Here is a 14061-nt window from a genome sequence, read left to right as displayed (position 1 = left end):
AATCATGCCGTGCGGCGCAGTATCAGCAGATGGCGTTGGCCTTGGCAACCGGGTACGGCCAGGGCGTGTTCGCTATCGAGGTGGAAGTCTGCCGGCAATGCTACCAGCTCATCGGCGGGATGAACGCCCTTCATTGCCAGCCAGCGTGTATCGGCATCGCCCAGGTGGCGAGTCCAGTTGCTGAAGTTCTCCATGCTGCTGAACGCCCGGGAAATGATCCCGTTGAATGGCAATTCAGGCTGGAAGGCTTCGACGCGACTGTGGATAACTTGCAGGTTATCCAGTTTGAGTTCGAGTTTGACCTGGGTCAGGAAGCGGGTTTTCTTGCCGTTGCTGTCCAGACAGGTCACTTGGGACTCCGGAAACAGGATCGCCAACGGAATCCCCGGCATGCCGCCGCCGCTGCCAACGTCCAGCCAGCGGCCGTTTTCGATGAACGACATCACGCTCAAGCTATCGAGCAGGTGACGGGAAACCATTTCGTCCGGATCGCGCACGGCGGTCAGGTTGTAAGCCTTGTTCCATTTGATCAACAAGGCCAGATAACCCAGCAGCTGAGCGTGCTGGGTTTCCGTCAGTGTGACACCGAGCTGGCGAGCACCTGTGGATAACTCTTCTGCATGTTGCGAGGTAACCAACGAACTCAAGCGCTTTGCTCCAACTGACGGCCCGCGCCGCGTTTTTTCAAATGAATCATCAACAGCGAAATCGCTGCCGGGGTCACGCCCGGGATACGCGACGCCTGGCCCAGTGTCTCTGGACGGGTCGCACCGAGCTTGCTCTGGATCTCTTTCGAGAGGCCGGAGATGTTCGTGTAATCGATATCCACAGGCAGTTTGGTGTCTTCGCTGGCCCGCAGACGTGCAATTTCATCCTGCTGACGATCGATGTAACCGGCGTATTTGGTCTTGATTTCGACCTGCTCGGCAACCTGTGGATCTTCTGCGCCCCCGCCAGTCACGGCGATCAGACCAGCGTAGTCGATTTCCGGACGGCTCAGCAGGTTGAGCAAATTGTATTCGTGGGTCAGCGGCGTGCCGAACTTCTCGGAAATCGCATCGCCTTGCTCGGTGCCCGGGCGAACCCAGGTACTTTTCAGGCGCTGCTCTTCCAGATCGATGCTTTCGCGTTTCTTGCAGAAAGCCGCCCAACGCACGTCATCAACCAGACCCAGTTCGCGACCTTTTTCGGTCAGGCGCAGGTCGGCGTTGTCTTCGCGCAGGATCAAACGGTATTCGGCGCGAGATGTGAACATCCGGTACGGTTCCTGGGTACCGAGGGTAATCAGGTCATCGACCAAAACGCCGATGTAGGCTTCGTCGCGACGTGGACACCAGGCGTCTTTGCCCTGAGCACGCAGTGCAGCGTTGGCTCCGGCCAGCAAACCCTGGGCACCGGCTTCTTCGTAACCGGTGGTGCCGTTGATTTGCCCGGCAAAAAACAGACCGCCGATCACTTTGGTTTCCAGGCTGTACTTCAGGTCACGCGGGTCGAAGTAGTCGTACTCGATGGCGTAGCCAGGACGAACGATGTGAGCGTTTTCCATGCCGCGGATCGATTGCACGATCTGCAATTGCACATCGAACGGCAGGGAAGTGGATATCCCGTTCGGATACAGCTCGTGGGTGGTCAACCCTTCCGGCTCGATAAAGACCTGATGGCTTTCCTTGTCGGCAAAGCGATGGATCTTGTCTTCGATCGATGGGCAATAACGTGGGCCGATGCCTTCGATCAACCCTGCATCGGAATACATCGGCGAACGGTCGAGGTTGGCGGCAATGATTTCGTGGGTCCGGGCGTTGGTGTGGGTGATCCAGCAACTGACCTGTTTCGGGTGCTGCTCTTTGGAGCCCATGAACGACATCACCGGGATCGGCGTATCACCGGCTTGCTCGGTCATCACCGAGAAATCCACAGAGCGACCGTCGATACGCGGCGGTGTACCGGTTTTCAGGCGACCTACACGCAATGGCAGTTCACGCAGACGATGAGCCAGAGCAATCGACGGCGGATCACCGGCGCGACCGCCGGAATAATTCTGCATGCCGATGTGGATAAGTCCGCCAAGGAAGGTGCCGGTGGTCAACACCACGGAATCCGCGAAGAAACGCAGGCCCATTTGGGTGACGACACCACGCACTTGTTCCTGTTCGACGATCAGGTCATCCGCTGCCTGTTGAAATATCCACAGGTTCGGCTGGTTTTCCAAAGCTTCGCGGACAGCCGCCTTGTACAGAATCCGGTCAGCCTGAGCGCGGGTTGCACGCACGGCCGGGCCTTTGCGGCTGTTCAATACGCGAAATTGAATACCACCTTTATCGGTAGCCATGGCCATCGCGCCGCCCAGGGCATCGATTTCTTTGACCAGATGGCTTTTACCGATCCCGCCGATGGCGGGGTTACAACTCATGGCACCGAGGGTTTCCACGTTATGCGTCAGCAACAGGGTTTTTGCCCCCATACGTGCTGATGCAAGTGCTGCCTCGGTACCGGCATGACCGCCGCCGATGACGATCACTTCAAAACGGGAAGGGAAATCCACCACGCACCTCGTGCCTGCTTCAGTCAGGTAATCCGGAATAGTTTGAGCTCAGGTTTTTGGACCTGGTCGGCAAGTATAGGGACTTCGCCCTTCCTAAAGAACCCTTTGCACAAAATTTAACCAGCTGTGGAGAAGTCGGGATTATAGAAATTAAAAAGAGAGAAATTTATTAAATCTTTGTTTTTATGTTTATTTCTACTGACCTACCTTTCTGTGGATAGATTCATACAGACCTTTATTTTCAATGTGTACAGCGATTTAAAACCCTGTGGTCATGTACCGATGAGGCCCTTGGATAACCGGTGTAAGCCTGTGGATGAAAGGGGTGGTTATCCACAGAGGCGGTTATCTTCAGTTTTGAGGCCCTGTTATCAACTGCCCTTAGCGGCAGTTATTCACAGGGCTTAATCCACAGAAAAGCGCTCAATGAGCAAATCCCGGGCACGGAAAATCCACCCAGGCAGAAAAAATCTGCTCGGCACTGGAGGAGAATTTCAGAAAAGAGAGAGCAGACAGGCCAGAACGGCCTGTCTGTGGATAACGAAGAGGGCTATTTACCGATGCAGAAGCTGGAAAAGATCCTTCCCAGCAGGTCATCGGAGCTGAATGCACCGGTGATTTCACCCAAAGACTGCTGAGCTTGCCGCAAATCTTCGGCCAGTAACTCGCCGGCCCCTGCTAACGTCAACTGTGCACGGCCATGCTCGAGGGACGCACTCGCATGACGCAGAGCCTCCAGGTGACGCCTGCGAGCACTGAAACTGCTTTCAGAGGTCTGCTCGTAGCCCATGCAGGCCTTGAGGTGATCGCGCAGCAATTCCAGGCCTTCGCCGGCGGACCTGGCACTGAGGCTGATAGTGACGTGGCCATCTTCGCTGACTTCCAGAGCAATCGCTTCGCCCGTCAGGTCCGCCTTGTTACGGATCAGCGTAACTTTTGCCGGATCCGGGCGGGTTTCGAGGAATTCAGGCCACAGGGCAAATGGATCAAGAGCCTCGGGAGCCGTGGCATCGACCACTAGCAACACTCGATCCGCTTCGCCGATGGCTTTCAATGCCCGTTCGACGCCAATTTTTTCCACCTGATCATCGGTGTCCCGCAGGCCGGCGGTGTCGACCACGTGCAACGGCATCCCATCGATGTGGATATGTTCGCGAAGAATATCCCGGGTCGTGCCGGCAATCTCGGTCACGATCGCGGCTTCACGTCCGGCCAAGGCATTCAGGAGGCTGGACTTGCCGGCGTTCGGCCGGCCGGCGATCACCACCGTCATGCCGTCACGCAGCAAGGCCCCCTGCCCGGCTTCACGAAGCACTGTGGATAATTCGTCGCGTACTTTGTCGAGCATGCTTAGTACGTGGCCATCGGCGAGGAAGTCGATTTCTTCTTCAGGGAAGTCGATAGCCGCTTCGACATAAATTCGCAGGCCTATCAGTTGCTCGGTGAGGTTATGCACACGCTGGGAAAACGCTCCCTGCAACGAACGCAGGGCATTTCGTGCTGCCTGTGCAGAACTCGCCTCGATCAAGTCGGCGATGGCTTCGGCCTGAGCCAGGTCGAGTTTGTCGTTGAGGAAGGCGCGCTCGCTGAATTCACCCGGCCGGGCCAGACGGCAGCCCAGTTCCAGGCAACGCTTGAGCAGCATATCCAGAACGATTGGACCGCCGTGGCCCTGCAGCTCAAGCACATCTTCACCGGTGAACGAGTTCGGTCCCGGGAAATACAGGGCGATGCCTTCGTCCAGCACCTCTTCATTTGCACTGAGAAACGGGCCGTAATGGGCAAACCGCGGTTTCAGTTCGCGACCGCTGATGGCTTTGGCCGCCAGACTCGCCAGCGGCCCGGAAATACGGACAATGCCCACACCGCCGCGACCTTGAGCGGTGGCGACGGCAGCGATGGTTTCACGAGGAACGCTCATAAACCGGTATCCAGACAAAAGTGACAGATAGCAAAACGCCCCACTAGGGGGCGTTTTGAGTGGTTATCCACAGTGTAAATCAGGCAGCTGCTTTGGTAGCCGCTTCGATCTTACGTGTGATGTACCACTGTTGGGCGATAGACAGGCAGTTGTTCACTACCCAGTACAGCACCAGACCCGCCGGGAACCACAGGAAGAAGAAGGTGAAGATGATTGGCATCAGCTTCATCACCTTGGCCTGCATCGGATCCGGAGGTGTCGGGTTCAATTGCTGCTGGATGAACATGGTTGCGCCCATGATGATCGGCAGAATGAAGAACGGGTCCTTGATCGACAGGTCAGTAATCCACAGCATGAACGGCGCCTGGCGCATTTCCACGCTTTCCAGCAGAACCCAGTACAGCGAAAGGAAAACCGGCATCTGCACCAGGATTGGCAAGCAGCCGCCCAGTGGATTGATCTTCTCTTTCTTGTACAGCTCCATCATGGCTTGCGACATTTTCTGCCGGTCGTCGCCATGTTGCTCTTTCAGCGCGGCCAGTTTAGGTGCCACTGCACGCATGCGGGCCATGGATTTGTAGCTGGCAGCCGACAGCGGGAAGAAAATCCCCTTGATCAGCATGGTCAGGAAGATGATCGACCAGCCCCAGTTACCGACCAGCGCGTGGATATGTTGCAGCAGCCAGAAGATTGGCTGGGCAATGAACCACAGAATGCCGTAGTCGACGGTCAGTTCCAGACCTGGGGATAACTCTTTCAGGACGGCCTGGCTTTTCGGACCGGCGTACAGAACGGCGCTGGTTTCAGCTTTTGCACCTGGCGCGACAGTCATTGCCGGGGCGGTGTAGCCGATGATGTAGTTGCCTTTGCTGTCTTTACGGGTCTGGACGACGTTGTTTTCGCCCTTGGCCGGAATCCATGCGGTCACGAAGTAGTGTTGCAACCAGGCAACCCAACCACCGTTAACGGTTTCTTTCAGCTGAGCCTTGTCCATGTCCTTCATCGACACTTTCTTGTACGGCTCGTTACTTGTCCACAGGGCGGCGCCCAGGTAAGTCGCGGTGCCGGTGGCGGTGCTGGAAGAAGGATCGGAGCTGGCATCACGCTTCAGTTGCGCAAACATTGCACCGGACCAGGGCTGAGCACTCTGGTTGTCGATCAGGTAGGAAACGGTTACGTCATACAGGCCACGTTTCAGCGTGAAACGCTTGATGTAGTTGACGCCGTCCTTGCTGAACTTCAGGTCCACGACCAACTGGTCCTGACCGTCAGCCAGTTGGTAAATCTTCTTCTCGGAGGAGTAAACCGGACGACCGGCAGGACTTGCGTCCGGGCCGTTGGTGCCGATCAGGCCGCTCTGAGCCAGATAAGTCCGCTCGTTGCCGTTATCGAACAACTGGAATGGAATTTCCGGATGGTCCTGGCGACGTGGATACAGCGGCAGCATCAGCTGGGCAACATCGCCACCTTGTGGATCGATAGCCAGGCTGAGCACATCCGTTTTGATCTGGATGAGGTCTTTGCTTGCTGCCACTGGCGTTTCAGCCGGTGCAGTTGCACTGGTATCGCTTGGGGCACGTGGAATGTCGTCACTGGCGGAAGCATTATTGCCAGTCGCCGTATCCGGTAGGCCCGGTGCGGTAGTACTGGAAGCAACATTCTGAGTCGGCAGGGCAGCCTGGCCATAGTCCTGGTTCCATTTAAGAACCATAACGTAGGACACGATTGCCAGGGCGACGATCAGGATCGTGCGTTTGATATCCATGATTACTCGGCCATCGAAGAAGAACGGGAGGTAGGGATAGGTGGAACCGGGTCATAACCACCGGGATTCCACGGATGACAGCGACCTAAACGACGAAAGGTCAGCCAGCCACCGCGCAGAAGGCCATGATTTTCTATGGCTTCATACGCGTAGCAGGAACAACTGGGGTAGAAACGACAGTGACTGGCCATCAGGGGACTAATGGCATAGCGATAAAACTGGATCGGAACGAGTGCCAGTTTACGCATCGGGACTGTCTACCCCTACAGTTTCGGTTTTGACTGCTGGTACCGGCTTGCTGCGTGCCAGACGTTTCCAGAGTTTGCCGAAATGCTGAATCAATTCGGGGTTTTCTACGTCACCCAAACCTTTGCGCGCGACGATAACAATGTCCCAACCGACCAGTGAATCCTGGTTCAGGCGAAACGATTCGCGCATCAGACGTTTGAGGCGATTGCGCTCGACGGAGAGCTTTACGCTCTTTTTCCCGATAACCAGCCCGAGACGGGGGTGATCAAGGTCGTTGTTGCGCGCAAGGAGCAGGAGATTTTTCCCCGGAACCTTGCCGGTAGGGGAGTCAAAGACTGCCTTGAAATGCCGGGGAGTAAGCAGACGCTTTTCCCGACTGAAGTCCTGACTCACCTCCAGTGCCGGATTATCAAACTGCCAGACGCGCACGACCTTTGGCGCGACGACGCGACAGGACGGCACGACCGTTCTTGGTAGCCATGCGAGCACGGAAACCGTGGGTACGAGCGCGTTTGATAGTGCTTGGTTGGAAAGTACGTTTCATTGTCGTGTTACCTGGTTCGTCCACAACGGGCCGGAATGGCCCCCGTTTTAAGAGACCGGGGATTCTAGAGAAAGCAAGCCTCTAGGTCAATTTCCAACCAGCGTTTCCTTATAAATAGATCTCCAGAGGTTTTGTTCGTCCGCAGGTCGATCGCTAGATATAGAAATAAAGAAGGGAATTATTTAAAGCTTTTCTGTAAAGCTTATAAAAGCTAGGGCAGCGATCATCTGTGGATAACTACCTTAAGCCCTTAAAAACCGTGATGTACAGAGAATGACAACTACAGTGGAAAACGGTGGTCAGCCTGTGCTGCGCTGTCGGATAAGCTGTGTGTGGAAAGGGCAGTTATCCACAGGTAGGTTATCCACCGAGTTTCGCCCCCACTTGTCCAGTGCCCTCATGTGCGGTTATCCACAGAGCTTATGCACATACCGTTGGTCTTCTTTTCGAGGGTTAACGCATTGATAATTCATGCCCTGTGCGCAACCTGCATGTGGATAAGTGGGCGTCTGGTCGCTACAATGACCGCTTGTTTTTGCCTCACCGGCTTTCAACTTAGGGGATATCCGTGTCAGTGGAACTTTGGCAGCAGTGCGTGGAGCTTTTGCGCGATGAGCTGCCTGCCCAACAATTCAACACTTGGATCCGTCCACTACAGGTCGAAGCCGAAGGCGACGAGCTGCGTGTCTACGCACCGAATCGTTTTGTTCTCGACTGGGTCAATGAAAAGTACCTGGGCCGCGTCCTTGAACTGCTGGATGAGCATGGCAATGGCATGGCGCCGGCGCTTTCCTTATTAATAGGCAGCAAACGCAGTTCGGCACCGCGGGCGGCACCCAATGCTCCGTTGGCCGCTGCGGCGTCCCAAGCTCAGGCTGCTACCACACCGGTCAGCGCTCCAGCCCCTGCTCCGGCGGCGGCACCGACCAAGCGTTCGACACAAAAAGTCGCCGAGGTCAGTGAAGAGCCGTCCCGCGACAGCTTCGACCCAATGGCCGGCGCCAGTTCGCAACAGGCCCCGGTTCGTTCCGAACAACGCACGGTGCAGGTCGAAGGCGCGCTCAAGCACACCAGCTACCTGAACCGCACTTTCACCTTCGAGAACTTCGTCGAAGGCAAGTCCAACCAACTGGCCCGAGCTGCGGCCTGGCAGGTGGCGGACAACCCGAAGCACGGTTACAACCCGCTCTTCCTTTATGGTGGCGTCGGCTTGGGTAAAACCCACTTGATGCACGCTGTGGGTAACCACCTGTTAAAGAAGAATCCGAATGCCAAGGTCGTGTACCTGCATTCCGAGCGTTTCGTCGCGGACATGGTCAAGGCCTTGCAGCTGAATGCGATCAACGAGTTCAAGCGCTTCTACCGTTCGGTGGATGCGTTGCTGATCGATGACATTCAGTTCTTCGCGCGCAAGGAACGTTCCCAGGAAGAGTTTTTCCACACCTTCAACGCCCTACTCGAAGGTGGCCAGCAGGTCATTCTCACCAGTGACCGCTATCCGAAAGAAATCGAGGGCCTTGAAGAACGCCTAAAATCCCGCTTTGGCTGGGGCCTGACGGTTGCCGTCGAGCCGCCGGAGTTGGAAACCCGCGTAGCGATCCTGATGAAAAAGGCCGACCAGGCCAAAGTCGATCTGCCACACGACGCGGCATTCTTCATCGCCCAGCGTATTCGCTCCAACGTCCGCGAGCTGGAAGGCGCGCTCAAACGCGTGATCGCCCACTCGCACTTCATGGGCCGCGACATCACCATCGAGCTGATCCGCGAATCCTTGAAAGACTTGTTGGCGCTGCAAGACAAACTGGTCTCTGTGGATAACATTCAGCGCACCGTCGCCGAGTATTACAAGATCAAAATCTCCGACCTGCTGTCCAAGCGTCGTTCACGCTCGGTAGCACGTCCGCGTCAGGTCGCCATGGCGTTGTCCAAGGAATTGACCAACCACAGCCTGCCGGAAATCGGCGATGTGTTTGGCGGCCGCGACCACACGACTGTTTTGCACGCCTGCCGCAAGATCAACGAGCTTAAGGAATCCGACGCGGACATCCGCGAGGACTATAAGAACCTGCTGCGTACACTGACCACTTGATGAACACCAGCGCAGCTTATTAAGGCAAGGGACTAGACCATGCATTTCACCATTCAACGCGAAGCCCTGTTGAAACCCCTGCAACTGGTCGCAGGCGTCGTCGAGCGCCGACAGACCTTGCCGGTACTCTCCAACGTGCTGCTGGTTGTCGAAGGCCAGCAACTGTCGCTGACCGGTACCGACCTGGAAGTCGAGCTGGTCGGTCGTGTGCAACTCGAAGAGCCTGCGGACCCGGGCTCCATCACTGTGCCTGCGCGCAAGCTGATGGACATCTGCAAGAGCTTGCCGAACGATGCGCTGATCGACATCAAGGTCGACGAGCAGAAACTCGTGGTGAAGGCTGGCCGTAGCCGCTTCACCCTGTCGACCCTGCCGGCCAACGACTTCCCGACGGTAGAAGAAGGCCCGGGTTCGCTGACCTGCAGCCTTGAGCAAAGCAAACTGCGTCGTCTGATCGAACGCACCAGCTTCGCCATGGCCCAGCAGGACGTGCGTTATTACCTCAACGGCATGCTGCTGGAAGTCTCGGCAGGTATCATTCGCGCCGTGGCGACCGACGGTCACCGCCTGGCCATGTGCTCGATGCAGGCCGATATCGGTCAGCCGGATCGTCATCAAGTGATCGTGCCACGCAAAGGTATTCTGGAACTGGCGCGTCTGCTGACCGAACCGGACGGCAACGTCAGCATTGTGCTGGGCCAGCACCACATCCGTGCCACCACCGGCGAGTTCACCTTCACCTCGAAACTGGTCGACGGTAAATTCCCTGACTACGAACGTGTTCTGCCTAAAGGCGGCGACAAGCTGGTGCTCGGCGATCGCCAGGCCCTGCGTGAGGCGTTCAGCCGTACCGCTATTCTGTCCAACGAGAAGTACCGCGGCATCCGTCTGCAACTGGCTAATGGTCAGCTGAAGATCCAGGCGAACAACCCGGAGCAGGAAGAAGCGGAAGAAGAAGTGGGCGTTGAGTACAACGGCGGCTCCCTGGAAATCGGCTTCAACGTGAGCTATTTGCTCGACGTATTGGGCGTGATGACCACCGAGCAGGTTCGTCTGATCCTGTCTGACTCCAACAGCAGTGCGCTGGTGCAGGAGTCCGACAACGACGACTCGGCCTACGTTGTCATGCCGATGCGTCTGTAATCATGCTCAGCAGAAGCTAGATGTCCTTAAGTCGTGTCTCGGTCACCGCGGTGCGCAATCTGCACCCGGTGACCTTCTCCCCCTCCCCCCGAATCAATATTCTTTACGGCGCCAACGGCAGCGGCAAAACCAGTGTTCTGGAAGCCATTCATCTGCTGGGGCTTGCCCGTTCGTTTCGTAGCAGCCGTCTGTTGCCCGTTATTCAGTACGAGCAATTGGCGTGTACGGTGTTTGGCCAGGTCGAACTGGCCGAGGGCGGGCACAGCGCATTGGGGATATCTCGCGACCGCCAAGGTGAGTTCCAGATTCGCATTGACGGGCAGAACGCCCGTAGCGCGGCGCAACTGGCGGAGATCCTGCCGTTACAGCTGATCAACCCGGACAGCTTCCGCTTGCTGGAAGGCGCACCGAAGATTCGCCGGCAGTTTCTCGATTGGGGTGTGTTCCACGTGGAACCGCGATTCATGTCCACGTGGCAGCGCTTGCAGAAGGCCTTGCGCCAGAGAAACTCTTGGCTGCGGCATGGTACACTTGACGCCGTTTCGCAAGCGGTTTGGGACAGGGAACTGTGCCAGGCCAGCGCTGAAATAGATGAATACCGCCGCGCTTACATCAAAGCCTTGAAACCAGTCTTTGAACAGACCTTGAGCGAACTGGTTGAGCTTGAGGGCTTAACCCTCAGCTATTACCGAGGTTGGGACAAAGACCGGGAGTTGAGTGCAGTGCTCGCCGGGTCCCTTCAGCGGGATCAGCAAATGGGTCATACCCAGGCCGGACCACAACGCGCTGATTTGCGTCTCAGATTGGGCGCACATAACGCCGCGGACATCTTGTCCCGTGGTCAGCAGAAGTTGGTGGTCTGCGCATTGCGGATTGCCCAGGGGCACTTGGTTAGTCAGGCCCGACGCGGTCAGTGTATTTATCTGGTGGATGACCTGCCGTCCGAACTGGACGAGCACCACCGTCGCGCGCTTTGCCGCTTGCTGGAAGACTTACGCTGCCAGGTCTTTATCACCTGTGTAGATCACGAATTATTGAGGGAAGGCTGGCAGACGGAAACGCCAGTCGCTCTGTTCCACGTGGAACAGGGCCGTATCACCCAGACCCACGACCATCGGGAGTGAAGGCATTGAGCGAAGAAAATACGTACGACTCAACGAGCATTAAAGTGCTGAAAGGCCTGGATGCCGTACGCAAACGTCCCGGTATGTACATTGGTGACACCGACGATGGCAGCGGTCTGCACCACATGGTGTTCGAGGTGGTCGATAACTCGATCGACGAAGCTTTGGCCGGCCACTGCGACGACATCAGCATCATCATCCACCCGGATGAATCCATCACCGTTCGCGACAACGGTCGTGGTATCCCGGTAGACGTGCACAAAGAAGAAGGCGTCTCGGCGGCCGAGGTCATCATGACCGTGCTGCACGCCGGTGGTAAGTTCGACGACAACTCCTACAAGGTCTCCGGCGGTCTGCACGGTGTAGGTGTCTCGGTTGTGAACGCCCTGTCCGAAGAACTGATTCTGACCGTTCGCCGTAGCGGCAAGATCTGGGAACAGACTTACGTCCACGGTGTTCCGCAAGAGCCGATGAAAATCGTTGGCGACAGCGAATCCACCGGTACCCAGATTCACTTCAAGCCTTCGGCTGACACCTTCAAGAACATCCACTTCAGCTGGGACATCCTGGCCAAGCGGATTCGCGAACTGTCCTTCCTCAACTCTGGTGTCGGCATCGTCCTCAAGGACGAGCGCAGCGGCAAGGAAGAGTTGTTCAAGTACGAAGGTGGTCTGCGTGCGTTCGTTGAATACCTGAATACCAACAAGACTGCGGTCAACCAGGTGTTCCATTTCAACATCCAGCGTGAAGACGGCATCGGCGTGGAAATCGCCTTGCAGTGGAACGACAGCTTCAACGAGAACCTGTTGTGCTTCACCAACAACATTCCACAGCGCGACGGCGGCACTCACCTGGTGGGTTTCCGTTCGGCACTGACGCGTAACCTGAACACCTACATCGAAGCTGAAGGTCTGGCGAAGAAGCACAAAGTCGCCACCACCGGTGACGATGCTCGCGAAGGTCTGACGGCGATTATTTCGGTGAAGGTGCCGGATCCGAAGTTCAGCTCCCAGACCAAAGACAAGCTGGTGTCTTCCGAAGTGAAGACCGCGGTCGAACAGGAAATGGGCAAGTACTTCTCCGACTTCCTGCTGGAAAACCCAAACGAAGCCAAATTGGTCGTCGGCAAGATGATCGATGCCGCGCGTGCCCGTGAAGCAGCACGTAAGGCTCGTGAGATGACCCGCCGCAAAGGTGCGCTGGACATCGCCGGCCTGCCGGGCAAACTGGCTGACTGCCAGGAAAAAGACCCTGCACTCTCCGAACTGTACCTCGTGGAAGGTGACTCTGCTGGCGGCTCCGCCAAGCAGGGACGTAACCGCAAGACCCAGGCCATCCTGCCGCTGAAGGGCAAGATCCTGAACGTCGAGAAGGCGCGCTTCGACAAGATGATCTCTTCGCAAGAAGTGGGCACCTTGATCACCGCGCTAGGCTGCGGCATCGGTCGCGACGAGTACAACATCGAGAAACTGCGTTACCACAACATCATCATCATGACCGATGCTGACGTCGACGGTTCGCACATCCGCACCCTGCTGCTGACCTTCTTCTTCCGTCAGTTGCCGGAGCTGATCGAGCGTGGCTACATCTACATCGCTCAGCCACCGCTGTACAAGGTCAAGAAAGGCAAGCAAGAGCAATACATCAAAGACGACGACGCCATGGAAGAGTACATGACGCAGTCGGCCCTGGAAGATGCGAGCTTGCACTTGAACGAGGAAGCCCCGGGTATCTCCGGTGAGGCCCTCGAGCGTCTGGTGAATGACTTCCGTCTGGTGATGAAGACTCTCAAGCGCCTGTCGCGCCTGTACCCACAGGAACTGACCGAGCACTTCATCTACCTGCCGGCCGTCAGCATGGAGCAACTGTCCGATCACGCAGCGATGCAGAATTGGCTGGCTCAGTACGAAGTTCGCCTGCGTACCGTCGAGAAGTCCGGTCTGGTTTACAAAGCCAGCCTGCGTGAAGACCGTGAGCGTAACGTCTGGCTGCCAGAGGTCGAACTGATCTCCCACGGCCTGTCGAACTACGTCACCTTCAACCGCGACTTCTTCGGCAGCAACGATTACAAGACAGTCGTCTCCCTGGGCGCTCAACTGAGCACCTTGCTGGACGATGGCGCTTATATTCAACGCGGCGAGCGCAAGAAAGCCGTCACCGAGTTCAAGGAAGCCCTTGAATGGTTGATGGCCGAAAGCACCAAGCGTCATACCATCCAGCGATACAAAGGTCTGGGTGAGATGAACCCGGATCAGCTGTGGGAAACCACCATGGACCCAGGTTCGCGCCGCATGCTCAAAGTGACCATTGAAGACGCCATTGGCGCAGACCAGATCTTCAACACCCTGATGGGTGATGCGGTCGAACCTCGGCGTGACTTCATCGAAAGCAACGCCCTGGCGGTGTCCAACCTGGACTTCTGATCCGGCTGTAGGTTCACATTTTAGTTGATCATTTTCACAAATAGATGATCGACGGACTCAGATACAAAAAGGCCAATTCACTGAATTGGCCTTTTTTATTGTCGCGAAAATTCGATTTCTGCCCTGCTGCTTGTTGGCGCTGATTGAAAACTGACCCACCCTGCCGATTGACAATTGACCCGGGGCGGATTGCTGTTTTTTGTCCCAGCAATTGTGAATAAGCTTAGCAGCAGTGTCCCGGTTGAACGGTCATCAAGCCCC

The 14061-nt window shown here is 56.5% G+C and carries 11 protein-coding genes; 4 read left to right on the top strand and 7 right to left on the bottom strand.

Annotation, left to right across the window (positions count from 1 at the left end):
• Window positions 1–2: 2 nt before the first annotated feature.
• From rsmG to rpmH, 7 genes are all read right to left on the bottom strand, one after another.
• A complete protein-coding gene (gene rsmG, locus AACY49_RS08060; protein ID WP_223489396.1) occupies window positions 3–647 on the bottom strand; it encodes a 16S rRNA (guanine(527)-N(7))-methyltransferase RsmG in 645 nt (214 codons plus the stop codon).
• Window positions 644–2542 (bottom strand): tRNA uridine-5-carboxymethylaminomethyl(34) synthesis enzyme MnmG, encoded by a 1899-nt coding sequence (mnmG, locus tag AACY49_RS08055; RefSeq protein WP_258698325.1) that lies wholly within the window; start codon window positions 2540–2542, stop codon window positions 644–646. The genes rsmG and mnmG overlap by 4 nt, the downstream gene beginning before the upstream one ends.
• 550 nt (window positions 2543–3092) lie before the next feature.
• Complete coding sequence (mnmE, locus tag AACY49_RS08050) at window positions 3093–4463, bottom strand: tRNA uridine-5-carboxymethylaminomethyl(34) synthesis GTPase MnmE (RefSeq protein ID WP_258698326.1); 1371 nt, start codon at window positions 4461–4463, stop codon at window positions 3093–3095.
• A gap of 79 nt (window positions 4464–4542) precedes the next feature.
• Window positions 4543–6228 (bottom strand): membrane protein insertase YidC, encoded by a 1686-nt coding sequence (gene yidC, locus AACY49_RS08045; RefSeq protein WP_339522854.1) that lies wholly within the window; start codon window positions 6226–6228, stop codon window positions 4543–4545.
• A gap of 2 nt (window positions 6229–6230) precedes the next feature.
• Entirely contained in the window at window positions 6231–6476 is a 246-nt protein-coding gene (gene yidD, locus AACY49_RS08040) for a membrane protein insertion efficiency factor YidD (protein WP_010465488.1), read from the bottom strand.
• Window positions 6469–6870, bottom strand: a complete 402-nt coding sequence (gene rnpA / locus AACY49_RS08035) for a ribonuclease P protein component (protein WP_010465490.1) — start codon at window positions 6868–6870, stop codon at window positions 6469–6471. Before rnpA ends, yidD begins: the two co-directional genes overlap by 8 nt.
• A 16-nt stretch (window positions 6871–6886) precedes the next feature.
• On the bottom strand, window positions 6887–7021 hold the full coding sequence (rpmH, locus tag AACY49_RS08030) for a 50S ribosomal protein L34 (RefSeq protein ID WP_003213577.1): 135 nt from the start codon (window positions 7019–7021) through the stop codon (window positions 6887–6889).
• 568 nt (window positions 7022–7589) lie between these two features.
• Between rpmH and dnaA the strand changes: the two genes are divergently transcribed.
• From dnaA to gyrB, 4 genes are read left to right on the top strand one after another with little or no spacing between them, the layout of a single operon-like run.
• Complete coding sequence (dnaA, locus tag AACY49_RS08025; protein WP_258698328.1) at window positions 7590–9110, top strand: chromosomal replication initiator protein DnaA; 1521 nt, start codon at window positions 7590–7592, stop codon at window positions 9108–9110.
• 39 nt (window positions 9111–9149) lie between these two features.
• Window positions 9150–10253, top strand: coding sequence for a DNA polymerase III subunit beta (gene dnaN / locus AACY49_RS08020; RefSeq protein ID WP_007903001.1), 1104 nt, complete (start codon window positions 9150–9152; stop codon window positions 10251–10253).
• A gap of 20 nt (window positions 10254–10273) precedes the next feature.
• On the top strand, window positions 10274–11377 hold the full coding sequence (recF, locus tag AACY49_RS08015; protein ID WP_008007898.1) for a DNA replication/repair protein RecF: 1104 nt from the start codon (window positions 10274–10276) through the stop codon (window positions 11375–11377).
• A 5-nt stretch (window positions 11378–11382) separates the two neighbouring features.
• On the top strand, window positions 11383–13800 hold the full coding sequence (gene gyrB, locus AACY49_RS08010) for a DNA topoisomerase (ATP-hydrolyzing) subunit B (RefSeq protein ID WP_258698329.1): 2418 nt from the start codon (window positions 11383–11385) through the stop codon (window positions 13798–13800).
• Window positions 13801–14061 lie beyond the last annotated feature (261 nt).

The sequence above is a fragment of the Pseudomonas sp. EL_65y_Pfl2_R96 genome, from assembly GCF_963970905.1.
GTDB lineage: Bacteria > Pseudomonadota > Gammaproteobacteria > Pseudomonadales > Pseudomonadaceae > Aquipseudomonas.
The sequence above is the reverse complement of the archived record's forward strand: the minus strand, read 5'-3'. Positions and strand labels throughout refer to the sequence as shown.

Coding starts and splice junctions, on each gene's coding strand:
- mnmE (WP_258698326.1), bottom strand. CDS start 4,463: ATGAGCGTTCCTCGTGAAACCATCGCTGCCGTCGCCACCGCTCAAGGT.
- yidC (WP_339522854.1), bottom strand. CDS start 6,228: ATGGATATCAAACGCACGATCCTGATCGTCGCCCTGGCAATCGTGTCC.
- yidD (WP_010465488.1), bottom strand. CDS start 6,476: ATGCGTAAACTGGCACTCGTTCCGATCCAGTTTTATCGCTATGCCATT.
- rpmH (WP_003213577.1), bottom strand. CDS start 7,021: ATGAAACGTACTTTCCAACCAAGCACTATCAAACGCGCTCGTACCCAC.
- dnaN (WP_007903001.1), top strand. CDS start 9,150: ATGCATTTCACCATTCAACGCGAAGCCCTGTTGAAACCCCTGCAACTG.
- recF (WP_008007898.1), top strand. CDS start 10,274: ATGTCCTTAAGTCGTGTCTCGGTCACCGCGGTGCGCAATCTGCACCCG.